This is a genomic window from Streptomyces sp. NPDC051286, assembly GCF_044455345.1.
Taxonomy (GTDB): domain Bacteria; phylum Actinomycetota; class Actinomycetes; order Streptomycetales; family Streptomycetaceae; genus Streptomyces.
Map to the genome: position 1 here is coordinate 1 of NZ_JBITER010000026.1, position 22816 is coordinate 22816.

Here is a 22816-nt window from a genome sequence, read left to right on the forward strand (position 1 = left end):
GTCAGGTTGTGCGCCAGCGCCGCCAGGGCCAGCCACGCGGCATTGGCCTGGAAATGCCCGGACGGCACGTGGGCGAAGGCGCTGTTCTTGACATCGGCGATCACCTGCTCGACGACAGCGTGCCGTCGGTGATCACGCTCGGCATCGGTCAAGGAGAGCGGGGAGTCGGTGAACGCGGCGTGGTAGCGCCAGGTGTCAAACAGCGTGCCCTGCCCAGCGGGGACGGCGTCAGTGCTCAGGCGCTTGACGCGGCGCACGATCAGACGGGCGGTGACCTGCTGCTTCTTCGGCTTGGAAGTGAACGCGGTGTAGCCGGTCTCGGCTATCTCGGCGTCGGAGATCCAGCACTGGCCTTCCTCGTCCCAGACCGCCGTGGGGTACTTGATCGGCGTCCAGGCGTCCTCGTCGATGCGGGCGATGGCGGCCTTGACGGAAGCGTTCATCCGCACCGTGATGGAGAACCGCGCGCCCAGTGCCCGGCAGGAGTTCACGACATCGGCGCCGTAGAACGCCGAGTCCGCGCGCAGCACCATGAGGCCGCTCGCGCCGCAGGCGCGAGCGGTGCGGATGGTCTCGGCGACGAACGCTGCCGCCCCGCGCGCGGAGTTCGATGGTCCCTTGCGCAGCCTCGTGGCGGCAATCACCGGGGCAGCCAGGGGTGTGGAGACGATACCGAGCAGCGCGTTCAGGCCCTTGACCTTGCTGTATCCGTAGCCGGCGCCCTGCTTGGCGTAGCCGTAGGTGCGGCGGATGGTGTCATCGATGTCCACGTAGGCGACCTGGTCCGCGCCGGGCAGCAGCGGGGCGTGACGGGCCAGTTCGGGAAGGAACCGGCGGGCCACAGCGTGCAGTTGCTTCACATGCCCGTGCGTGAAGGAACGCAGAAACGACCCCAGCGTGGACGGGGCCCGCACGCCAGAGAACAGGCGGCTCATCGCGCCGTGCCGCAGCCGGTGCATGTCATCGATGCTGTCGGCGCCCGCGACCATGCCGCCCACCAGCGACATCACTTTCGCCGCGGGGAAGGCACCGGTGCCGTCCTTCGAGGCCGGCAGACGGATGTACTCCCCGACCAGTGCGGGCAGACCGCACCGCTCGGCCAACCGCACCACCGGCTCCAGGCCGCCGTACGCGATCAGGTTCGGGTCGTCGAACGCGGATGAGACCGCCGCTGCGGCATGGGAAGATTGCATCTCGGAAGTGCCTTGCTGATCGTGCCTGATGTGGTCCTAGAGAAACCCCATCATCGCAGGTCACAAGGCACTTCTTCGTTCCGAGAGAAGCCGTCCACAGACATCAAACCGGTGGATCCGGGCTCAGCGATGCTCAGCGCTGAGCTTTACCGATCATGCTCAGCGATAGCTCAGCGATAGCGCGGAGCGACGCATCACGCATACACGCGGCTCTCTCAGCCGTCAGAGATCAGCCGGGTCCGGCTCATCCGCGTTCTTCAGGTGATCCGCGACGGCGTAGAACTTGCTCTTCCCCACCGTTCTGGTGATGACCAGCTTCGGCTTCTCGCCCCTCGGGCACTTCTCCGGGTCGGCCATGGTCCGGCAGAGGTTCTGCACGGTGCTGTAGGCAACCCCGTCGATCCCCTCGGCGATCTGTGGCGGTGCCAGCGGCCCGTTCCACTTGAGGAAGCGGATGATCTTCTCCTCGTTGGTCAGGTTCTGGAGCAGGGCGTCACCCACGGACAGCTCCACGAACACGGGCCAGCCGTTCGCCTGCTCCTCCAAGCGGAAGTCCCGATCCTGGATCTCGCGCCCAGCCTTGACCTTCGGCACCGAGATCTTCCGCCCGTCCTTGTCCGAGCCGTTGATGCGGATGATCGTGTCCAGCGCCGCGGGCATGGCTGACGCGCCACGGCCGCGCTCGCCATTCGCGTGGCCGGTGTGGTGGACCAGGAGAACGAAGCACCCGAGCGACTTGGACAGAACCTTGAGCCGCTGCATGACCTCGTTCATGCCGGTGTTGTCGTTCTCGTCCACGCCCTGGATAGCGAGGCTCTGAGTGTCGATGACCAGCAGGCGGGGTGTGGAAGAGACGGCGCGGATGTCCTTGGCGAGCTGATCCAGGCTCCCTTGGTCGGCCAGGTTCAGTTCCTCCTCAACCATCACGTACAGCTCATCCGAGCTGCGCCCGTGCTTGAGTTCCCAGGCGTCGAGCCGCTTGGCGAAGTCGAACCCGCCCTCCATGAGGACGTAGAACACCGGCCCCTTGACGCGGATCGTGTGCCCGATCCAGTGGCTCATCCCCGTGGTGATCCGCATGACCAGGTCGATAGCCGCGTACGTCTTGCCGCCGTAGGTCGGTCCAAAGAGCTGACCGACGCCGTACTCAGGCAGCAGCCGCTCAATGAGCCACTTCGGCTCGGGCCGGTCGCGGAGCTCCTGGCGAGTGAGGAACCGGCTCTTGCGCTTCCGCGCCTTGGCCTTCCGCTGGCCCGGCTCGTCATCATCCGCGCTGGTCACGCCCGGTTCGTCACGCTCGCCGGCACTCTCACGCTCGGGCACCGGCGCGAGGTTGGCCGTGCCCGCTCTCTTGAGGATGAGGCCGACGTGGTGAGACATGGACTTGCCCTCGTCCGAGCACTTGGACACGGCCGCGTCGCACTGCTCCATGACCCACAGGAGCTCCGAGGGGTCTCCCACACCAGCCTCGATGCAGGACAGCCCGAGCCAGCACATGAGGGCGTGCCGGTTCTTGTAATTGCCCGCGCGGAACCTCTGGTTGGCAATGCGGAGCTTGTTAGCCACGTGCTGGTAACGCGGGTCGCTCTTGCGGATCGCTGTAGGCGTCTCAGAGACGGCGACAGAGCGAGAGTGCGTATCTGTGTCGGGAAGCTCCATACCGAGCGCTGAGGCAAGCTCAGGGGCGCTCCAGACACGCTCTGACTCGTGCACGAGATGCGCACGACGGCGCTGCCCGCCCTTGGTGTTGAGCGACCCCGGCACGCGCATGATGGCTGCGCGGGAGATCTTGGATTCGTCGCCGTCCAGCTTCTCGCAGAGGGCGCGGTTCAGCGCCTCGATGTGATGGGGCGGTGTGGCACGGTCCAGGCGGATGAACACCTGACGATGGCCAGGCGTGCCCGAGGCCAGGAGCCAGGCGCCGAGCCCTTTAGCCCAGTCCCTCCGCTCCGTGCTGAGGGTGTGGTCCACGTCAGACCAGACGAGCCAGCCGCCGTCACCAGCGCGGGCGATGGACGGCATGGCGTTGTCGTCCGTCATCGGGAACGGAGCGAACAGAAGCTCCGGGCGCTCCTTCTCGGGTTCGAGCGTGGCGAGTCCCGAAGCGTCTATGAGCCCCCGCGGCTGAAGCCGGAGTTTGTCTTGAGAATTGCGCTTCCCCGAGATGACGAGGAATTGTGTATCCGCAAAGAGCGATGCTACGCTCACAGCCGTTGCCTTTCCTTTCCTGGCAGTTCAATTCCACGAGAGCCCCTGTTCCCAGGCAGGGGTTTTCTCATGGCTCCATTTCCAGCCGGATCACTTCGTGGGCTCGATAGCAGCCTCCGCCGCATCCCGTGCGATCGATCCATTCCTTCTGGAGCTCCGCTCTTCCCTGGGAACCCCAGAGGCTGACAATGCGCTGATCCCCGGACAGATACGGCTTCCGGCAGTTCGAGACGAGGGCATAGGGCAGGTCGTTGCCCGGCTCGAATGCGCGGACCCAGATAGCGTTCCGCCACACGCACTTGGCGAATGTCTCGTGGGTCCGGTGCTGGCGGTTGCAGTGATGGCGGCGGTATACCTTCAGCCGCGTTAGCGTGTTCATGGCTCATGGTTCCTTTTCTTCCCTCGGTTCGCGGATGGGGGTTACTCGGCCTCGGCGGCCTTGTTCTTCCGGCGCGTGCACCAGATCCGCTCATGCTGAGTCGGGCCGTGGTCACAGTCGGCGTGGCGCAGGGCCATCCGGCATTCCCTGCGAGCGACCTTGGTCGCCGGGTGATTGCAGTGGGCGTGACTCAAAAACCGACGCGGTTCCTTCTGCTCGGGCATTTCCCGTCCTTTCTCTTTCGGTGGCGTTCCCGTAGATCAATCGTCTCAGTGGAAAATCCGCACTTCAAAATGTCCGCATCACCCCTTGCTGACGTGCGGCCGCAATTCTTTACTCAGACTTTGCAATTCAAGTCCTGCGGCATAGAGAAAGCCCCGCACCGGAATTCAGTACGGGGCTTCTCGTGAATCGATGTGCGCGCGTACGAGACGTAGACGTTATCGACGCCCGTTAGGCGAGCGTGAGCAGTGTTCTAGGCTCACGACAGAGCGTGTGCGATGAACTCGATAGGCGACGACTCACAGGCTCCGAGAGAAGCGCACAGAGCTTTAGGCCGCGTCGTCCGTCCACCGTGGACTCCATCCGTCAGGCAAAGGGATCCGCCAACCGCCTGGCATAAACCAGTAGCCCAGGTATTCCCCAGTCTCCGCATCATGCACCGGTGCAGGCTTCGAGAAGTCCAGGACCTTCCCCTCCTGTGTCAGGAGGTGGTGGAACTGGAAGACCACTCGCCCGCCCGCCTGACGCGGCTGTGGCCGCGTCTCCACCTCTGCGAACAGGTTTGCCGCCTCGCCCCGGCGCCACACCTCATTGCCAAACTCCTCTGCCGAGCCGGTGAAGTCCTCCCCCTCGCGGGCAACCCAGGTCCCGCCCTTCATCCATTCGTCCCACGAGTCGCTCTCAGCGATTGTGGGCCAGTCGTCCCGAGGGATCCCCACGCCTGCCTTGAATTGATCCAACCATTCCGCGTCAATCAGCCTGGCCATGGTTTTCCCTTCCCTGTCGACCCGTTGTCGGCGATGGAGAAACGATGGCTGCGGGCTGGTGTGGGAATCAAGCCGAGTTTGTTACTCGCGGGTAGGTACCCTCGGTCGGTGTATATGCCATGTAACGCTGTGACCTGGGAGAACGGAGTTTGTGTGAGGCGTGCCACACCAGCCCGTTTCGTGCCTCGCGCGTCGTCGTACCCACCCCTCTGTGACGCACAACACATCAAGTTACCGGCGAGCAATATAGAGCCACCTCTTATTCTGGGTGGCCATTAATTCGCCCCGACTCTTGAGTGTTTGTGCGTGTTATTCGAGTTCTCTAGCGTTATTCGTGTTGTCGCAGTCATTGAAAGGAGGCGACAAATGGCAACGCGGATTGATTCGTCGGAACTGGAAGAGCCCGAGCAGATCCCGTGGGATGAGTTCACCGACGGGTTCTGGTGGGAGATCACCGCAAAGGAAGCCGAGAGCTATTCGGGCAGCCTGACCGGCTTCCGTAGCACTCTCTACAGCTACGCGCGCCGGAACTCCCTGACGGTCACCACACGCACGCTCGGAGCGCGGATGCGCTTCCAGTTCGTCAAGCATCACGAACAGGTCTGAGCCAGCCCATAAATGAGCCCCGAGATAACCGCCAAGTCACTCTCGGGGCTCACTGTGCACCCGCTATCAAAGGACACACAAATGCATCGTAAAGCACTCTCTCCCCGCGCTGAAAATCACGGAATCGCGGGGAGGGTCAAGTGAGCAGCCACATATCCCTGGACGAGTTCATGGCGGCGATTCTCGGGGGCGACTCCGTGAGCGCTGCCGTCCAAGAGGGCCGCTGCGTCAGTGAGCCCATCGGCTGCGGTCTGCCGGTATTCGACACGGCGGGGAACCTGCGCCACACCATGCCGGACGATGCGCCGGAGGAGTACGTAGCCGAGTGGCAGATGACGGGCCTGTGCGCCGACTGCCAGGACGCCCTGGAAGGCATCGAGGATGAGGACGTCAAGAGGCACTCCCGAGCCTGTGCCGACTACAGCGCCTTCCTGGATCTCTGGGCCGAGATGCTGGAGCAGGACGACGACTAAGCGCGCGCGCTCAACGTCTCGACACAAGCTGAGCTTGTACGTTTTAGGACGTCTAGAAAGCGCCTCTCGGCTCCTCTGAGCGCTCGCCGACACACACTCACAGTCGAGACGTGAGAGCGCCCTAGATGCGCACAAGAGCGATTCCAGCAGAAAGCCCCCGATGGCTGGCGTCATTCGGGGGCTTTCCGGGGCTGGCAGTGCGGCCAACATCAAGAGCGTATCAGCGCGAAATCCACGCTCCAAAGGAAAGTCGCTCGGGGTCAACGGCGTCCATTGGCTACCTCGTCCGGGAATCTCCTTTCCCGGCTGAGTTGGTATCGGTTGAGGGTCTTACGGTCCTTCTCGCACGCAAGCCGGTCCGTGCGCGTGATCGGGTGGTCGCAGTGGGCATGAGAAACGTACCGCTCCCGATTTCGATTTCGATTCCGCACGCTCGGGCTCCTGGAGTCGAATTCGTCCGGCTCGATGCGGAATTGAATTGTGCCGTTCTCGACACGGGAAGATGCCGTCCACGGATTTTTGTCCGTCGTGTAACTCAGGCGTTGGCGGAACTGCGGAACGCTGATCCCGTACTTCTCGCGGATCTCGTCCTCGGTGAGAGTGTGGGTCTTGCCGTCGGCGTACTGAGCCCACTTGACCGGGATGATCGGACCAGCGGTGGCCTCAGTGGCAGGACGCCAGGCCACTTGGCCACCGCCGTTGGTGACGTCCCGGATCGCCCCCTCGGCCTTGAGCTGGTCGAGATAGCGCTGGGCGGCGCCCGGGTCATCGGGGAAGAACTCCCGGGTGATGCGCCGATGGTTAACCCATCGCTTTTCCCAGACGAACTCCAGGATCCAGCCCTTGAGTTCCGGGTCTACGTCAACGGCGCCCATCGGTTACCACCGCTCTCATGAATGCGTGCCATATCGTGTCGGCGTACGGCTGCTGGTCCTTGGTTCGCTGCTCGGTCGGCTTCTTCGTGGCCATGAACCGCTTACGGGCCTTGTTCTTCTTCCTGACCACGACTCACCTCCTGAGGAATGGATATGCAGAACGGGGGGTGTGGTACGGGTGGAGAACGACGAGAAAACCCCCACGTACCACACCCCCCGCTCGTGTTCCCGGCTCGCACTCCGGGAATCCCGTCCTCACTCACGGGAATTGAAGGCTGGTGTGGGAGTGGATAGTGGGGCTTTTGAAGCCCTCCCACACCAGCCGGTCTGTGTTACCGCCAGTCGGCCAGGAAGATTCGCTGCATGGTCTTCTCGCGGCCTACTCGCTGGATGCGACCCTGGTCGTGCAGCCGGGTTAGGGCGGCCTCGATCTCGGCGGTCTCGACCTCAACGTTGAACCCGCCGACGACTCGGGACAGGTAGATCCCGCCGTCTTCCCTGCGGTTGTTCCGGATGAAGTCGAGGACCCGCGTTTCCAGGTCGGGCGCGGTCGTCATGCCGCTGCCTGGATCGCGGTCTTCACGCGGGTGATGACCGTGTTCTCCGGGTCCTGGTTGATGCTGGGGCTGGTCGGGGCGACGATGACGCTGGCCCGGCCGGTCGCGGTGGACGCGCTCAGCTTGGTGCGGCCGGTGTTGTAGAGGTCCAGGAACAGAGCCCGGCGGCTGGTGGTGCCCAGCGCCATCAGGGAGTTGAAGTCCTGGAGATCCATCGTGATGTTTGCCATTGCTGGGCCTACCTTTCAGTTACGCGAGTTATTGGTTGGGTGGTGCAGTCGGCCGGCTAGGCGGTGGCCACGCCGTCGGCGATGTCCCGCAGCTTGGCCACCAGCTCGGCGTCGCTCTGTGCGGTGGTCTGGTCGCCCCGGAGCTCGGCCACGATCTTCTTCGCCAGCCTGTCCATGCCGTCCTCGCGCTGCTTGGCCCCGTGCTCGCGGAGACGGCGCGTGATGCCCTCCGTGGAGTTCTCCTCGTTCTCCCGGCGGGTGATCGCCACCATCGCGTCGTAGGCGGCCTTCCGCTTGGCCGGTTCGGCAGCCTGGGCGTCCTCGATGCGGAGCTGTTGGCGGGCGCGCTGCAAGGCCACCTCGCGGTCCGCCCCGTAGAGGAGGCCGAGGTTGTCCCCCGCGCGCTGATGGACACGAGCCTCATACGCCCGCTGGCCCCGGTGGGTCTGGAGGTTGTGCTCGGCCCGAGCCTCGCCGATCTCCTCCTCGGTGCCTCCGCGCATCAAGTCCATGAGCATCTGAGACTCCGGGTCCACGCCGTGGCGCATGGGTACCTGGCTCGGGTTGGCGCGGGGCGGTACGTAGCTGGACGAGACCTCGCCGCGCATCTGGCGGAGGATCAGTTCGGATGCACTGTCGGCCATGGTCCTACTCCTCGAAATCCGGGACGGCGTTGCCGTAGCCCTCGCGTACGTCTTGGGTGTGGCGGTCCAATTCCGGGCCGTCGGTGTACGGGTTGTGCCCCCGCGCCATCGCTTCACGGATAAGCGGTTTCAGCGTGTAAGAGGCCCTGTTCTGGGTGGGCGGCAGTGAATTCACCCAGGCCCAGTACTCGGGTGTCTCGGGATACAGGCGTCGGTGGTATTCCGGCGGGTTCTCCCGGAACCTGCGGTCGATCAAGTCCCGTAGCCTCTTCTCTTCCTCGTCCGAGGGTTTGCCGAACCTCTTCCGATATTCGGCGCGAGGCATCTGCACGACCCTGCACGGTCGCGCCAGGAACTCTTCTCGGGAACCTCCCAAGAGGTGGATTCCGTCAGCCAGGGAATCCAGGTGGACGTCAAGCATCTCTTCGGGAGTCATGATCCAGCCGGGCCTCACTCGTCCCCGACCATCAGTATTACGGTGGCCCCAGAACTCCGGGTCAGGATTGCGGTACTTCTTGCAACCCTCGTGGTGGACCTCGCAGAAATCCACGGTGTCTCGCGCTGCCTTGCGTGACACAGCCGATACAGCCTTAACGGGCATCGTCCGACCCCCATTGCTGCTCCAGCTCATGCACCAGCTTGGCCGGGGCCTCGATTCCGAGAAGCCGCGACTTCTTCATGGCGGTGTCGGAGATGACCTTGAGATACGAGGCCGCTTCCCTGTCGTCCAACTCGCCGCTCTCGATCCGCTCATAGGCTCGGCGGATAACGTCGTTCAGGAGGATCTCAGTCTGGTTCCGTAGTTCCTGGCTGGTGTACTCCTCCAGGTCGTTGTTCGCCGCGTTGAGCCTGTGGGAGATCTGCGTGCGGGAAAGGCCAGTCTTCCGACTGATCTCGGCTTTGCTCATTCCAGCCGCCTGGTACTTCTGCACCAGCAAGGCTTCAGCCTTACGCCGCTGGATGTCGTGCTGCGCCATGTCACCTCCTCCGTGCACGGACTCTGTGAATTCTTGGATTCACTGTACGTGCATTCTGAATAGCTCGGAAAGGTGCGATATTCAGGGCGCGGGTCTGGCGTCAAGGATTCCGGGGCAAATCGTTATCAGGTCTCGTGCCACACCAGCCGCTCTCATTGGCAGCGTTGCCATCACGATTCGCCACGGAATCGTGCCGTGAGCCTTCGGACGTATCGCGTACTCCGAGAGTGTCGACCTGCCAGCACGACAACGACGAACCCGAGGAGCACACGATGACCAAGGCCCGTTTCTCTCACGCCGCTTGCGAACACCCGAGCACGAAGGCCGGGCGAGCCGGATGCCGTAAGGCAATGCGAGACGCGGCGATGGGCAAGACCACCGAGAGCGCCGCGAAGGCTGCCGCTCCCAAGGCTGGTGTGGCACAGGCCGAGAGCGCGCCTGCCGAGGGTACTCAGATTGTGAGTACCCCTGCCGCCGAGCCCATCGAGGTCACTCGCGAGACGTGGAAGGACAACAAGGGCAAGGCCGCGAGCGTCTACGTGAAGGGCGTTGAAGAGCCCTTCGCCGCCCAGGGCGTCACCGGCTGGAGCATCAAGTTCCTTCAGTTCACCGACGCCGACGGCAAGCGCCAGCAGATCCCCGCGAGCACGGTTGAGCGCGTGACTGTCTGACGTACCACACCAGCCCGAGCAGAGAGCCCCGACACTCACCCGAGTGATCGGGGCTTTCGCATGGAGCCACGCAGCTACAACTACTTCAGCAGTCGTAGCCGCTGGCGTCAGACGTCAGCGGACGTCTTGACCATCCGGGACCGGAGCTGGACTCGGGCTCTTCAGCCGGGCTCGGACCAGCAGCAGCACGATAATCACCGTGACTAGCTGGGTCGCAGAGTCGAGCACTGCGCCAAGACGGTCGGCGCCAATCACGCAGCTGGCTACCGCGGCGAGCGCCAGCCATTGGGTGTTGTCACTGGCTTCTGGAACAGTGGTCGTAGCGCCCAGGCTCCCATCCGGGAGCGAGGTGCCGTGAGTCGGGCGGGGCGTGTTCATGTTCCTCCTGGCTCTCTGGCGGGGTGCGCCCGTTCTCTCGTCAAAGTGCTTCGGGTGCGCCTCGCGTCTTGTCTTGGTTGTCTTTTCTACGGCACGCACCCGACAAATGAGACGCTCGATTCCGCTTACGCGTAGTCGGGTTGCCCCACGTGCCGTTTCACGTGAAACCTGCTCATCATCAACAGTGCTGCTCAGAGGGGCAGTTAGCCGCTCGGTTCGTTGATAGTGGCACGCTCCCGGCCCGTCCCCAATCTGGTTGTCCACAGGCCCTGTGCGCAACATCCGCGATTCTGGGGACACTTGACCCACGGCTGTGCGCAACCTGCGGGAGAGACCTGTGGATAGCTGGCAACACCGCACGGTATAGCCACGCTGACCAGCACGTTTCCCCGCCCACCGGCTGTGCAAAAGAAAAACTTCCCAGCCGGACCAAGATCCCTTCAACCCGTGCACGAAAGTCCACGCAACAACCCAGACAGTAAGGAGTAGGTGCGCACCTCACCTATTACCCGTGGATGGGATGGTGCAGAAGCATCCCCGCCGGGTCTGCCGAGACGTGCTCGCCGGCACCCGCTGACCAGCCAGGATCACTTTCTGAGCGTGCAGAAAGTGATGGGAACTCTGCCGCGGTTTTTACTGACGTCAGTAAAAAGCTCTGTGCGAGCGTCAGGCGAGATCGGTTGCTGAGCGCGTATCTTCTGTCGCTCTCGCTCTGCTGGGAGCCGAGAGACGCGCTCAGAGCGCCCTAACGATGCGTCTGCACTGCGTACGTCTCGACAGAGCACGCGTCGCTACCATCGGCGCACCAACGGCGGAGGGATGGCTGTGCGAGTGATCAAGGTCGTTACGACGGTGCAGGAGTTCAACGTTCCCGATGGGTTCGACTCGTGGCCCGCTGAGAGCCAGCGCAACTCCCTGGATGAGCTGCAAGGCAAGGGCGGTTACAAGGAGCTCTCCCGTACCGAGAGCCTGTCCTACCCGGAGCAGGTGCAGAACGTCGGCAGCGGCGTCAACGCCTGACGCCCACGCAAGAGCCCCGAGACCCATCGGCGTTGGGGGAGTCTCGGGGCTCTCGTCTGTGGGTGGTTACGCGCTAGAGGCAGAGCGAGCGGCAGCCCGTCGCGTGTCCTTGTACGCCTGGCCCAGTCGGTCTGCCGTTTCGCAGGGGAGGTTCTGGTTCGTGCCGTCTGCGTTCACCGTCATGCAGGTTGGGCAGGAAGCGCAGTGCTTCCCGATCGCCGCGAAGGCGGCCTGCACGGGGGTCACGTCGCTGCGCGGGGTCACTCGCCATCACCCCCGTCGCCTGTGGTCGTGTCGTCGTCGGCGCCCTCGTACGCGGGGATGCGCTGTGCCCGGCTCTCGGCGATCTTGAGTAGGTCGGTCACCGACTCGCACAGACGGCGGATGATGAACCGGAGCTCATCGGCCGAGGGGTTCACTACGTCCACGCCGTATGAGATGGCCAGGTCCCGCATGACGGTGGCCGTCTCGATCTGCTCGGCTTCCACCGTGTCGGCGAGCCGAGAGAGGAACGTCTCGGTGCCATCCGTGATGAGGTGTGCGAGCTTGCCCTCAGGACCACTCCAGGGCAGTAGGCGAAGGTGGTTAGTCTGGCTCATGTCGTCAGCTCCTCAGTAGCTGGTGGCCATGCCCCGGGACCGCTTGCATCGGTTGCCGGGGTCCTTCGGTTTGATGCGGGTCTTGCTGCTGTGCGTGTAGTGCTCGTCACACAGTAGCCCTGTGTTCTAGGGCATTCTAGGGATGCTACGCATTCTACGAATCGCGTGGATGTCCAGGTATGCCCATGCTGGACGGATGATCGAGTTCGCACCGGACATCCCGCGCTGGAAGCAGGTAGCCGAAGTGATCCGTAAGCGGATCGAGGACGGCACCTATCCGCCCCGTACGCGTGTGCCGTCCGTCGTGCAGATCACGGCGGAGTTCGGCATCGCCAACGCCACGGCGCACAAGGTTCTGTCCGCGCTGAGGAACGAGGGCCTGACGTACACCGAGCCGGGCCTCGGCTCGTTCGTCTCGTACCCGGACCGGCAGAGCACGGAGACGTGACGGCGGGTGTGGTAGATCCATCGGGACCTTCCACACCCGCCTACTCGTGCTCGCCGGCGTGCGCTTAGCCGCTGGTCAGCGCTGGGTCAGTAGCGATCGCCCAGGCTCTGCACCGCGTCGACTGCTCGGCGGGTGGCCATGTCCGCGCCGTAGCGTCGGAGCATCGCGGGTGAGCGCCAGCCTCGGATGGCCATGATGTGCTCGCCGCTCACGCCCTTGGCCTTCAGGTCATCCGCCCACGTGTGACAGAAGGAGTGGGGCGAGACTGCGGCTGGGTCGTACCCGGCTTCCTCGGCTCGCCGTTTGGTCATGCGGTGGAGACCCGCGTACAGCAACCGAGAGCGGTTACGTGTCCCGAGCCACAGCCACTCGTCGTCGGCACGGCGATGCAGTGCTCGCACGCGGAGATAGCGGGTCAGTGCCTTGACTGTCTTGGGCTGGAGCGGGATCACGCGACCGTCGGTGCTGTTGCGGTCCATCTTGATCGGGACCACGACGAGAGTGGCGGCGCGTAGGTCGAGATCCTGGACCCGGAGATTCAGCAGCTCATCGGAGCGCAGGCCCTCAGTCAGCACGCGCAGGATGGCGTGATCGCGGACAGAGTGGAAGTTCTTGCGTCCTGGCTGTGGTCCCCACGCGGTGACTGCCAGGGTGTCTCTCACGAACTCCTCGGACAGGGTCTTGGGCTTGCCCATCGGAGGCGTGGCGTAGCGCTGGAGCTTGGGGTCTGCGTACGGGTCGGGGACGTCGTACTCCTCGGCGAGGTAGGCGAACAGGGCGCGGAGGTTGCGTTGCGTCGTGTTCGTCCCGCCTGTGTACCCGCCCTTGCCGTCTTGCGACTTGGGCACGTCGTGCTCCTGGTAGTACCAGCGGAAATAGCGGTTGAGCGTGGCGGTGTCCACGTCGGTGAACGATGCGACTTCCACACCCACCGCGTTGATCTGCGGAGATGCGGTCAGCCAGTGGTGGAGCTGGACCGCCGCGTACTTGTAGGCGTTGATCGTCCGGCGCTGGAACGGACGGCCTTGCTTGTTCGTGGTCGTGCTCAGGTGCAACTCAAGCTCTGCCACGAGTGCGAGACGTACGTCCTCAGCGCTCCGCACTGCGCGTACGGGAGCGGGAGAGAGTGAGTGCGACTGAGACTGTGCGGGCGTCGTGCTCGATGCCCTGACGCGCGTCTGTGCGCGCAGTGGATTGCGTGCTGCCATGTCTTGCGGGCTCCTCTGGCTGGGCCGCTAGACAAGTGCCGGTTACCGAAGCGTCTTGCGTAGCGACCTGCGGACAGTGAGCCGCAGCACGAGCCGTCACCAAGCAAAGTAGCCCTGATCCACGTAATCGCAGATCAGGGCTACCTTGTATTGCCCGGTGAGAGCAATGGCGGAGGATACGAGATTCGAACTCGTGAGGGGTTGCCCCCAACACGCTTTCCAAGCGTGCGCCCTAGGCCACTAGGCGAATCCTCCGCGGCAAACAATACAAGACGTTGAGGAGTGCTCGCGAACCCGTTCCCACGAGGGGGGTCGGGAGGGCGGGCGAGTGGACTTGACCGGGTGGGGATCGGCTAAGGTGGGCATCAGCCCCTCACGTGGCGCTATCTGACTGAACTCCCCCAGGGCCGGAAGGCAGCAAGGGTAGGTTGGCTCTGGCGGGTGCGTGGGGGGCCCTTGCGTGTTCGGGCCCGTGGCGTCGATTCCTGCGGCTTCCGGGCCTCCGCGGCCGTTCCTTTCCTGGTGGTGTCCCCGGTCCGGGGCCGGTTGTCGGTCCGCCCCGATAACCTCGTATGTGTGTCGTCCCTTGCGCTGTACCGCCGCTACCGCCCCGAGTCGTTCGCCGAGGTCATTGGGCAGGAGCATGTCACTGACCCGCTGCAGCAGGCCCTGCGGAACAACCGGGTCAATCACGCGTACCTGTTCAGCGGTCCGCGCGGTTGCGGGAAGACGACCAGCGCGCGGATCCTCGCCCGCTGTCTGAACTGTGAGCAGGGCCCCACGCCGACGCCGTGCGGGGAGTGCCAGTCCTGCCAGGACCTCGCGCGCAACGGCCCGGGATCGATCGATGTCATCGAGATCGACGCCGCATCGCACGGTGGCGTGGACGACGCTCGTGATCTGCGGGAGAAGGCCTTCTTCGGGCCCGCGTCGAGTCGTTACAAGATCTACATCATCGACGAGGCGCACATGGTCACATCGGCGGGGTTCAACGCCCTGCTGAAGGTGGTCGAGGAGCCGCCGGAGCATCTCAAGTTCATCTTCGCGACCACCGAGCCCGAGAAGGTCATCGGCACGATCCGGTCGCGTACGCACCACTACCCGTTCCGCCTCGTACCGCCCGGGACGCTGCGCGACTATCTGGCCGAGGTCTGCGGCAAGGAGAACAGCTTCGTCGAGGACGGCGTCCTCCCGCTGGTCGTGCGGGCCGGCGCAGGTTCCGTGCGTGACTCGATGTCCGTCATGGACCAGTTGCTGGCCGGCGCGGGCGACGACGGTGTGACGTATGCCATGGCGACCTCGCTGCTCGGTTATACGGACGGCTCGCTGCTCGACTCCATCGTGGACGCGTTCGCGGCGGGCGACGGGGCCGCGGCCTTCGAGGTCGTGGACCGGGTGATCGAGGGCGGCAACGACCCGCGGCGCTTCGTCGCCGACCTCCTGGAGCGGCTGCGCGACCTGGTGATCCTGGCCGCCGTGCCGGACGCCGGGGAGAAGGGGCTGATCGACGCACCCGCCGACGTGGTCGAGCGGATGCAGGCCCAGGCGTCCGTCTTCGGCGCCGCCGAGCTGAGCCGCGCCGCCGACCTCGTCAACGAAGGGCTTACGGAGATGCGCGGGGCCACCTCGCCGCGTCTCCAGGTCGAGCTGATCTGCGCCCGGGTGCTGCTGCCCGCCGCCTTCGACGACGAGCGTTCGCTGCAGGCCCGGCTGGACCGGCTGGAGCGCGGTGCTTCGTTCGCGACCGCCGGAGCCGGGCCCGCCATGGGGTACGTACCGGGGCGGGAGGCCCAGGCGCATGCGCCCGTGGCCATGGTTCCGCCGGGCGGCGGCGCCGCTGCGGCGCGGGCCGCGGTACGGGGGGACGTACCCGAGGCCGCGCCCGTGCCCGCTGCGCCCACGGCACCGGTCGCGCCTGCGCAGTACGCGGCGCCCGCCGCGCCCGCACCGCAGCCGCCCGCAGAGGCTCCCTCCGGCAGTCAGCGTCCCGGGGCCTGGCCCGCCGCGGCCGCGCCGGAGCCGGGGCGCCGTCCCGGCGGCTGGCCGACCGCCTCCGCCCCCGGTCAGGCACCCGCCCCCGTCACGCCTGCGGCCCCCGCTCCCGTGCCCGCCGCCGCGCCGGCTCCCGCTGCGGCCGAGCCGAGTCCGGGGATGGCTCAGGGCGCCGCACAGGTGCGGAACATGTGGCCCGACATCCTGGAGGCCGTGAAGAACCGGCGCCGGTTCACCTGGATCCTGCTCAGCCAGAACGCGCAGGTCACCGGGTTCGACGGCACCACCCTGCAGATCGGCTTCCTCAACGCGGGCGCCCGCGACAACTTCGCGAGCAGCGGCAGCGAGGACGTACTGAAGCAGGCGCTCGCCGAGCAGTTCAACGCGCAGTGGAAGGTCGAGGCGATCGTCGACCCGTCGGGCGGCGCGGGGCAGCCTCCGCAGACCGGCGGCGGCCGGCCCTCCGCCGCGGCCGCACCGCAGCGTCCGGCCGCCCCCGCCCCGCAGCAGTACGAGTCCCGGCCCGCGCCCGCGCCGGCCCCGCACCAGCAGCCGGGCACCGGTCCCGCACCCGCCGCGGCGCCCGCACCCCAGCCGCACCAGGCCCCCGAGCCGCCGCGTTCGGTCGCGCCGGAGGACGACACCCCCGAGGCGGACGACCCGGACCTGGTCGACTCCGCCCTCTCCGGCCACGACCTGATCGTCCGGGAGCTGGGTGCCACGGTCGTCGAGGAGTTCACCAACGAGTAAGAGTGCCCGGCAGCCGCTCCACGGGGTGCCCACGGAGCGGCGCCCGTCAGGACGGCCGTGCCCCGGCGGCTAGGCTGCACCCCGTGAAGGTCCTCGTCATCGGCGGCGGCGCCCGCGAACACGCCCTGTGCCGCTCTCTCTCCCTCGACCCCGACGTCACCGATCTGTACTGCGCTCCCGGCAACGCCGGCATCGCAGAGGTGGCCGAACTGCACCCGGTCGACGCACTCGACGGCGCCGCCGTCGCGCGCCTCGCCACCGAACTGGGCGCCGAGCTGGTGGTCGTCGGCCCGGAGGCGCCGCTTGTCGCCGGCGTCGCCGACGCCGTCCGCGCCGCAGGCATCCCCTGCTTCGGTCCGTCCCGTGAGGCGGCTCAGATGGAGGGCTCCAAGGCGTTCGCCAAGGACGTGATGGCCGAGGCCGGCGTTCCCACCGCCCGCAGCTATGTCTGCACCACCCCCGCCGAGATCGACGAGGCCCTCGACGCCTTCGGCGCCCCGTATGTCGTCAAGGACGACGGACTCGCCGCGGGCAAGGGCGTCGTCGTCACGGACGATGTCGAGGCGGCCCGCGAGCACGCGCTGGCCTGCGACCGCGTGGTCATCGAGGAGTTCCTCGACGGCCCCGAGGTGAGCCTCTTCGCGATCACGGACGGCACCACCGTGCTGCCGCTCCAGCCCGCCCAGGACTTCAAGCGGGCCCTCGACAACGACGAGGGCCCGAACACCGGCGGTATGGGCGCCTACTCCCCGCTGCCGTGGGCCGACCCCAAGCTGGTCGACGAGGTCATGGAGTCGGTCCTGCAGCCGACCGTCGACGAGCTCCGCCGCCGTGGCACCCCCTTCTCCGGGCTGCTGTACGCGGGACTCGCGATCACCTCGAGGGGCGTCCGGGTCATCGAGTTCAACGCGCGCTTCGGCGACCCGGAGACCCAGGTGGTCCTGGCCCGGCTGAAGACCCCGCTGGCCGGTGTTCTGCTGGCCTCCGCCAACGGCACCCTGGACGAGCTGCCCCCGCTCAGGTGGCGCGACGCCGCAGCGGTCACCGTGGTCATCGCCTCGCACAACTACCCGGGCACACCGAGGACGGGTGACCCGATCGGCGGCCTCGACGACGTCGCGGCGCAGGATGCTCCGCACGCGTACGTCCTGCACGCCGGGACCAGGCGGGACGGCGACACGATCGTCAGCGCGGGCGGCCGGGTGCTGTCCGTGACCGCGACGGGCGAGGACCTCGCCACCGCCCGGGAGCGCGCCTACACGGCGGCCGCTCGGATCCGGCTCGACGGCTCGCAGTTCCGTACGGACATCGCCCGAAAGGCCGCCGAAGCCTGATCGGTCGGTCCGGTACCTCCATTTCGCCCCCTCGCACCTCGGGCCCGAGGGGGCGACGTCGTGCCCCTGCCCTATGGGTACCGGCACGTCAGCACCTTTACCCAAAGCCATTCCATCGAGTGACGGCTGGGCTATCCGGATGACGTCCGCCGAGGCCCCAACTAGGGTGCGGCGCAGGCGTTCCGGCACTTGGCCCACCGGCATTGCGATGTCTGTGACGGGTGCCACAGTGGGGGAGTGAGCAATACCGCCGCGGGGGCAAAGGGGGTGACGTCCGGCCGTGTCCGGTACCGGTGCTGGTGAGGAGCTGGGCGCGCAGGCTGCGCGCACCCGAGCTCTCGCCCTGCTGCGCATTCGCAGCAGGGCAATGGCCGCGGCCCTGCTGCCGGCGGCGGTCGCCGTCGTGCTGCTCGTCGCGGGTGCGCAGGGCCGTATCGGCGGTGGCGTCTTCTACGCCGTGCGCTGGGCGGTGACGGCCTGCGCCGTGCTCGTGCTGCTGGGCGCCGTCGCGGTCTCGGTCGCGATCGTGCGGGCGAGACCTGCGGTCAGCCCTACGGTCCCGCTCAGCGAGCAGGCCGCCCCCGACCTCTACCGGCTGGTCCGGGATCTTGCCGACCGGCTCGGCGTCCCCGCGCCGTCGGCCATAGCCCTCACGCCTGACTGCGACAGCTGGCTGGAGGACCGCACCCACCCCGCCGCGCAGCCCGCCTGGAGCTCCGCGGGCCGGCCCGCCGTCTCCGGCGGCCGCCGTCATGGCGTGCAGACGGCGCCCGTGCTCGTCATCGGTTCGCCGTTCCTGTGGTGGATGCGGGTCGCGGAGCTACGGGCGGTGCTCGCCCCGGTCGTCGCGGGCACGGGTCCCTCCGCCCATCCCGACATAGCCGCCGCCCGCCGTTTCGTACGGGGACTGGACGGCGCGGTCGCCGACGCGGACACCCCCGTGCCCGGACCGCTCGCGACGCTGCGCAGAGTGCCGCGCCGCTTCGTCGGCCGGATCGCACGGCTGCTGCTCCGCGCCTGTCGTGGTCATGCCGCAGCGATGGAGCGGGCTGTCGCCGCCGCCGCGTCCGAGCGCGCACAGGCTGTGGACTACGGGCTGCGGATCGTTGCCCAGGAGCAGGTCGGACTTGCCTACGCCGGCTGGGACCGGCTGCTCACCCGGGTCGCGCTGCCCGCCTGGCGGATGGGCCGCTGGCCGTCCCGGCTCGACGCCGGCGTCGTCTCCGCCCTCACTGAGCTCTCCCGGCGCGACCGGCTCGCCGAGAGCTTCGCCTCCCGGCTCGGTGAGCGCCCCGCCTGCGACCTCCTGGAGGAGCCCGGAGCGGCCGACGAAGCCGCTTCGCTGCTGGCCGCCCGGCTTTTCCACGGCGGCCCGGCGGAGACCGGTCCCGACTGGTCACCGGTCGACTGGCACCAGTACCCGGAAGAAGTCGTCGACCGGAAGTGGCGCACCGAAGCGGCCCGTCTGCACCGCGTCCTGGACGCGCTGGGCGTACGACATGCGCCGGCGGCCGCGGAGGAGAACGGGGCCCACGCGATGCCCGGATCGCACGGCGCCGATCCCGTGGACGTCGCCGTGCCCACACTGGCCCGGGTCGTCGAGCATCTGGCCGGCCGGAGCGGCCGCAGCGAGGAGCTCGCCGCCGGGATCAGTGCCGCGGTGGCCCGCGAGGAGGCAGCGGCCCCGCCGTGCCCCCCGGCGGCCGGTGTCTCCGGCGCGTGCCCTGCCCCCGGCGGCGACGTCCTGGACTTCTGGGGACCCGACCCGCTGCCGCTCTTCCCGCTCCAGCCGCCCCGTACGGGTGCGGAGCTGCTCGCCGACCATGTCGCGGCGATGGTCTGCTGCGCCGCCGTGGACACGGCGGGTGCTGCGCCCGGCCTGGACTGGCTCGACGGACCCGCGCTGCTGGTCGACGGCGAGCGCCGGGCCGATCTGGGCAGCCCGGTCCTCAGCCTGGTCGAGGACGGCGACGCCGGACCGCTGCGTTCGTGGCTCGCCTCGGTGGGCGTCCGCACCGACAAACCCGTCCGCCTCGTCTGACGGCCTCCCCCGCGACAGGGAGCAGGCTCCCGACGCCCTGCGACTGCTCCCCCAAGCTCTCGGCCTCGCTCGAGCAGGGAGGGGCCCCCTTCGGCGTTGTCGTCGGTCACCGACTCCCCCACAGCCTTAAGGGCGTGGGAGGTGCCCCCTCCGCGTCGACCCCGTCCTCCGCCTTGCCACCGAAGCCGCACGACGCCGCTCGCCGATCCACTCCCTGTCGCGGGGGAGGCCGTGACCCACGGGCGCGCTCCCGCGGGTCAGGGGCTCGTCGGCCCCACGATCCGGAGAAAAGCGTTCCGTTCACGTCAATTCACGACGAACGGTGACGAGGTGCATGCGTTATGTGATGTGCTGGGGATCGACGCCGACAGTCAACGCACCACTGTTGTCCCGGGGGACTCGAGGGAGGGAAGCGCCATGGGGGCGGAGCAGATTCGCCGATGGGAATCGGGTGCCCTCGCGCATGCCGTCTCCGATCCGTTCGGCCAGGGCCCCCTGCCCTGGCTCCGCGGCAGCGAGAACTACTTCGACGACACCGGCCAGGTCGTCCCCTGGTACGCCGATCCCGCCCTGGCCCGCGGCTCCACCGGCGGAGGCACCCGTACCGCCGACGACGTCCACCGCCAGATCAAGGGTTTCGCCTCGACCGGCGCCGCAGCCCCCGGTGAGGCGATCGACTTCCACATCACCGTGGACCCGCCGCAGCAGTTCACCGTGGACATCTACCGGATCGGTCATTACGGGGGCGACGGCGCCGCCAAGATCACCACGAGCCCACGGCTCTCCGGCATCGTCCAGCCCGCCCCGCTCACCGCCGACCGCACCGTCTCCTGCCACCACTGGTGGCAGTCCTGGCGGCTGCAGATCCCCACCTACTGGTCGATCGGCGCCTACGTCGCCGTGCTCACCACGGTCGACGGCTACCGCTCCCACATCCCGTTCACCGTCCGCGACGACCACCCGGCCGATCTGCTGCTCGTCCTGCCGGACATCACCTGGCAGGCGTACAACCTCTACCCCGAGGACGGCCGCACCGGCGCCAGCCTCTACCACGCGTGGGACGAACAGGGCCGGCTGCTCGGCGAGGAGGACGCGGCGGTCACCGTCTCCTTCGACCGCCCGTACGCGGGCGCCGGGCTGCCCCTCCACGTCGGTCATGCCTACGACTTCATCCGCTGGGCCGAGCGGTACGGCTACGACATCGGGTACGCCGACACCCGCGATCTGCATGCCGGCCGGATCGACGCCGGCCGGTACCGGGGCCTGATCTTCCCCGGCCACGACGAGTACTGGTCGGTCCCGATGCGCCGCACCGTGGAAGCGGCGCGCGGCGGCGGCACCTCGCTCGTCTTCCTCTCCGCCAACACCATGTACTGGCAGGTCAGCCTCTCCCCGTCGCCGTCCGGTGTCCCGGACCGGCTGCTCACCTGCCGCAAACGCCGCGGCCCGGGCAGGCCCGCACTCTGGCGCGAGGTCGACCGGGCCGAGCAGCAGGTCCTCGGCATCCAGTACGCGGGCCGGGTTCCCGACCCCCACCCCCTGGTCGTACGGAACGCGGAGCACTGGCTCTGGGACGCGACCGGGGCGGACGAGGGCGACGAGATCGACGGACTGGTCGCCGGCGAGGCCGACCGCTACTTCCCGCGCACCGCCCTCCCGGAGCACGACAGCCGCATTCTGCTCGCCCACTCCCCGTACCAGGACAGCGAAGGCGCGACGCGCCACCAGGAGACGTCCCTCTACCGCGCCCCGTCCGGCGCACTCGTCTTCGCCTCCGGCACCTTCGCCTGGTCCCCGGCCCTGGACCGCCCGGGCCACGTGGACACCCGCATCCAGCGCGCCACTGCCAATCTCCTCGACCGCATCTGCAAACGCGGCTGAGAGATGTCGGGCGGCCTCTGATCGGCCGGACGCGGTGTGGCACGCACGCTTCCGGCGTTGCCGAAATGGCCTAGGAGGGCACTGAAGATCTTGGCCGGGCTCTCAGCTTCGTTCGAGCAGGGGAGACCCCATCCGAGGACCTTCCGGCGCCTTGGAATCGCACGCACCACGCCGCGTCCGCTCTCCGGTCGAAGGTCACTCGGCAGGCTCTGAGAAGGGCCGTCCGGAGTCACCTGCGGGTGTCCTCAACCCCCCGCTCCGCCCCATCCCACCGGATACGGGAGAATCGGAACGACTCCTGGATCAACCTACGCGGAGGCAGCGTGTCCGGATTTGTAGAAAAGCCCGAGCCGGTGGTGGTCCCCGGACTCACCCACCTCCACACCGGCAAGGTGCGCGAGCTGTACCGGAACGAGGCGGGCGACCTCGTCATGGTCGCCAGCGACCGGATGTCCGCGTACGACTGGGTCCTGCCCACCGAGATCCCCGACAAGGGCCGCGTCCTCACCCAGCTCTCGCTGTGGTGGTTCGACCAGCTGTCCGATCTCGTCCCGAACCACGTCCTGTCCACGGAGCTCCCGGCCGGAGCCCCCGCCGACTGGGCCGGGCGGACACTGATCTGCAAGTCGCTGCGAATGGTCCCCGTCGAGTGCGTCGCCCGCGGCTATCTCACCGGCTCGGGCCTCGTCGAGTACAACGAGTCCCGTACGGTCTGCGGACTCGTCCTCCCCGAGGGGCTCGTCAACGGATCCGAACTCCCGGCACCGATCTTCACCCCCGCCACCAAGGCGGCCGTCGGTGACCACGACGAGAACGTGTCGTACGAGGAAGTGGCCCGCGAGGTCGGTGCGGAGACCGCGGCCCTGCTGCGTCGCGCCACCCTCGACATCTACGCCCGGGCCCGCGACATCGCCCGCGAGCGCGGCATCATCCTCGCCGACACCAAGTTCGAGTTCGGCTTCGACGGGGAGGACCTGATCATCGCGGACGAGGTGCTGACCCCGGACTCGTCCCGCTTCTGGCCGGCCGCTGCCTGGGAGCCGGGCAAGGCGCAGCCCTCGTACGACAAGCAGTTCGTGCGCGACTGGCTGACCTCACCGGCCTCCGGCTGGGACCGGAAGAGCGAGCAGCCGCCGCCGGCGCTGCCGCAGGAGATCGTCGACGCGACCCGGGCGAAGTACGTGGAGGCGTACGAAGTCCTCACCGGCCACACCTGGCAGTAGGACATGAAGAAGGCCCCGGTCACAGGACCGGGGCCTTCTTGCGTGGAGCGAACGACGAGGTTCGAACTCGCGACCTCAACCTTGGCAAGGTTGCGCTCTACCAGCTGAGCTACGTTCGCATGCGCCGAAGCGCGATGCCT

The 22816-nt window shown here is 67.2% G+C and carries 24 protein-coding genes, 2 tRNA genes and 1 other RNA gene; 11 read left to right on the plus strand and 16 right to left on the minus strand.

The window, feature by feature from the left end:
• The 5 genes from ACIBB8_RS24400 to ACIBB8_RS24420 form a co-directional block, all read right to left on the minus strand.
• On the minus strand, positions 1–1193 hold a 1193-nt coding region (locus ACIBB8_RS24400; protein WP_398955426.1), incomplete at its 3' end, for an IS1380 family transposase.
• Positions 1194–1415: 222 nt separating this feature from the next.
• Positions 1416–3401: an AAA family ATPase gene (locus tag ACIBB8_RS24405; RefSeq protein WP_398955428.1), complete on the minus strand. Its 1986-nt coding sequence runs from the start codon at positions 3399–3401 to the stop codon at positions 1416–1418.
• 67 nt (positions 3402–3468) lie between these two features.
• Positions 3469–3780 carry a hypothetical protein gene (locus ACIBB8_RS24410; RefSeq protein ID WP_398955430.1) on the minus strand — a complete coding sequence of 104 codons (312 nt, stop codon included), beginning with the start codon at positions 3778–3780 and terminating at the stop codon, positions 3469–3471.
• A gap of 41 nt (positions 3781–3821) precedes the next feature.
• Positions 3822–4004 carry a hypothetical protein gene (locus tag ACIBB8_RS24415; protein ID WP_398955432.1) on the minus strand — a complete coding sequence of 61 codons (183 nt, stop codon included), beginning with the start codon at positions 4002–4004 and terminating at the stop codon, positions 3822–3824.
• Between the two features lie 327 nt (positions 4005–4331).
• Positions 4332–4769 carry a hypothetical protein gene (locus ACIBB8_RS24420; protein WP_398955434.1) on the minus strand — a complete coding sequence of 146 codons (438 nt, stop codon included), beginning with the start codon at positions 4767–4769 and terminating at the stop codon, positions 4332–4334.
• 366 nt (positions 4770–5135) lie between these two features.
• Here ACIBB8_RS24420 and ACIBB8_RS24425 point away from each other — a divergent pair, with 366 nt between their 5' ends.
• Both ACIBB8_RS24425 and ACIBB8_RS24430 read left to right on the plus strand, forming a co-directional pair.
• The gene (locus tag ACIBB8_RS24425; protein ID WP_398955436.1) at positions 5136–5375 is read left to right on the plus strand and encodes a hypothetical protein; all 240 of its coding nucleotides are present in this window, start codon (positions 5136–5138) and stop codon (positions 5373–5375) included.
• A gap of 140 nt (positions 5376–5515) precedes the next feature.
• Positions 5516–5848 (plus strand): hypothetical protein, encoded by a 333-nt coding sequence (locus ACIBB8_RS24430; RefSeq protein ID WP_398955438.1) that lies wholly within the window; start codon positions 5516–5518, stop codon positions 5846–5848.
• Positions 5849–6108: 260 nt separating this feature from the next.
• Here the strand turns inward: ACIBB8_RS24430 and ACIBB8_RS24435 are convergent, their stop codons facing one another.
• The 7 genes from ACIBB8_RS24435 to ACIBB8_RS24465 all read right to left on the minus strand — a co-directional run bounded on the left by ACIBB8_RS24435 (position 6109) and on the right by ACIBB8_RS24465 (position 9131).
• The gene (locus ACIBB8_RS24435; protein WP_398955440.1) at positions 6109–6723 is read right to left on the minus strand and encodes a hypothetical protein; all 615 of its coding nucleotides are present in this window, start codon (positions 6721–6723) and stop codon (positions 6109–6111) included.
• On the minus strand, positions 6710–6853 hold the full coding sequence (locus ACIBB8_RS24440) for a hypothetical protein (RefSeq protein WP_398955442.1): 144 nt from the start codon (positions 6851–6853) through the stop codon (positions 6710–6712). The genes ACIBB8_RS24435 and ACIBB8_RS24440 overlap by 14 nt, the downstream gene beginning before the upstream one ends.
• A gap of 202 nt (positions 6854–7055) precedes the next feature.
• Positions 7056–7280: a hypothetical protein gene (locus tag ACIBB8_RS24445; RefSeq protein ID WP_398955443.1), complete on the minus strand. Its 225-nt coding sequence runs from the start codon at positions 7278–7280 to the stop codon at positions 7056–7058.
• On the minus strand, positions 7277–7510 hold the full coding sequence (locus ACIBB8_RS24450) for a hypothetical protein (protein ID WP_398955445.1): 234 nt from the start codon (positions 7508–7510) through the stop codon (positions 7277–7279). The genes ACIBB8_RS24445 and ACIBB8_RS24450 overlap by 4 nt, the downstream gene beginning before the upstream one ends.
• A gap of 56 nt (positions 7511–7566) precedes the next feature.
• Positions 7567–8154, minus strand: a complete 588-nt coding sequence (locus tag ACIBB8_RS24455; protein ID WP_398955447.1) for a hypothetical protein — start codon at positions 8152–8154, stop codon at positions 7567–7569.
• Positions 8155–8158: 4 nt separating this feature from the next.
• On the minus strand, positions 8159–8590 hold the full coding sequence (locus ACIBB8_RS24460) for a hypothetical protein (RefSeq protein WP_398955449.1): 432 nt from the start codon (positions 8588–8590) through the stop codon (positions 8159–8161).
• Positions 8591–8744: 154 nt separating this feature from the next.
• Positions 8745–9131 carry a hypothetical protein gene (locus ACIBB8_RS24465; RefSeq protein ID WP_398955451.1) on the minus strand — a complete coding sequence of 129 codons (387 nt, stop codon included), beginning with the start codon at positions 9129–9131 and terminating at the stop codon, positions 8745–8747.
• Between the two features lie 272 nt (positions 9132–9403).
• Here ACIBB8_RS24465 and ACIBB8_RS24470 point away from each other — a divergent pair, with 272 nt between their 5' ends.
• Both ACIBB8_RS24470 and ACIBB8_RS24475 read left to right on the plus strand, forming a co-directional pair.
• The gene (locus ACIBB8_RS24470) at positions 9404–9802 is read left to right on the plus strand and encodes a hypothetical protein (protein WP_398955453.1); all 399 of its coding nucleotides are present in this window, start codon (positions 9404–9406) and stop codon (positions 9800–9802) included.
• Positions 9803–11011: 1209 nt separating this feature from the next.
• Positions 11012–11200 carry a hypothetical protein gene (locus tag ACIBB8_RS24475; protein WP_398955455.1) on the plus strand — a complete coding sequence of 63 codons (189 nt, stop codon included), beginning with the start codon at positions 11012–11014 and terminating at the stop codon, positions 11198–11200.
• A gap of 260 nt (positions 11201–11460) precedes the next feature.
• Here ACIBB8_RS24475 and ACIBB8_RS24480 read toward each other — a convergent pair whose 3' ends face one another.
• Positions 11461–11799: a hypothetical protein gene (locus ACIBB8_RS24480; protein ID WP_398955457.1), complete on the minus strand. Its 339-nt coding sequence runs from the start codon at positions 11797–11799 to the stop codon at positions 11461–11463.
• A 196-nt stretch (positions 11800–11995) separates the two neighbouring features.
• On the opposite strand from ACIBB8_RS24480, the gene ACIBB8_RS24485 reads away from it, so the two are divergent.
• Positions 11996–12247 (plus strand): GntR family transcriptional regulator, encoded by a 252-nt coding sequence (locus ACIBB8_RS24485; RefSeq protein ID WP_398955459.1) that lies wholly within the window; start codon positions 11996–11998, stop codon positions 12245–12247.
• An 86-nt stretch (positions 12248–12333) separates the two neighbouring features.
• Here ACIBB8_RS24485 and ACIBB8_RS24490 read toward each other — a convergent pair whose 3' ends face one another.
• Positions 12334–13317 carry a tyrosine-type recombinase/integrase gene (locus ACIBB8_RS24490; RefSeq protein WP_398955460.1) on the minus strand — a complete coding sequence of 328 codons (984 nt, stop codon included), beginning with the start codon at positions 13315–13317 and terminating at the stop codon, positions 12334–12336.
• A gap of 305 nt (positions 13318–13622) precedes the next feature.
• Positions 13623–13710: transfer RNA gene (locus ACIBB8_RS24495), tRNA-Ser, on the minus strand.
• 109 nt (positions 13711–13819) lie between these two features.
• On the opposite strand from ACIBB8_RS24495, the gene ffs reads away from it, so the two are divergent.
• The 6 genes from ffs to ACIBB8_RS24525 all read left to right on the plus strand — a co-directional run bounded on the left by ffs (position 13820) and on the right by ACIBB8_RS24525 (position 22676).
• Positions 13820–13916: signal recognition particle sRNA small type (gene ffs / locus ACIBB8_RS24500), an RNA gene on the plus strand.
• A gap of 115 nt (positions 13917–14031) precedes the next feature.
• Positions 14032–16197, plus strand: coding sequence for a DNA polymerase III subunit gamma and tau (locus ACIBB8_RS24505; protein ID WP_398955462.1), 2166 nt, complete (start codon positions 14032–14034; stop codon positions 16195–16197).
• Between the two features lie 83 nt (positions 16198–16280).
• On the plus strand, positions 16281–17531 hold the full coding sequence (purD, locus tag ACIBB8_RS24510; protein ID WP_398955464.1) for a phosphoribosylamine--glycine ligase: 1251 nt from the start codon (positions 16281–16283) through the stop codon (positions 17529–17531).
• Positions 17532–17811: 280 nt separating this feature from the next.
• Positions 17812–19572 (plus strand): hypothetical protein, encoded by a 1761-nt coding sequence (locus ACIBB8_RS24515; RefSeq protein ID WP_398955466.1) that lies wholly within the window; start codon positions 17812–17814, stop codon positions 19570–19572.
• Positions 19573–19989: 417 nt separating this feature from the next.
• The gene (locus tag ACIBB8_RS24520) at positions 19990–21453 is read left to right on the plus strand and encodes a N,N-dimethylformamidase beta subunit family domain-containing protein (RefSeq protein WP_398955468.1); all 1464 of its coding nucleotides are present in this window, start codon (positions 19990–19992) and stop codon (positions 21451–21453) included.
• Positions 21454–21776: 323 nt separating this feature from the next.
• Positions 21777–22676: a phosphoribosylaminoimidazolesuccinocarboxamide synthase gene (locus ACIBB8_RS24525; RefSeq protein WP_398955470.1), complete on the plus strand. Its 900-nt coding sequence runs from the start codon at positions 21777–21779 to the stop codon at positions 22674–22676.
• 43 nt (positions 22677–22719) lie between these two features.
• On the opposite strand, the gene ACIBB8_RS24530 is transcribed toward ACIBB8_RS24525, so the two are convergent.
• Positions 22720–22795: transfer RNA gene (locus ACIBB8_RS24530), tRNA-Gly, on the minus strand.
• Positions 22796–22816: the final 21 nt, after the last annotated feature.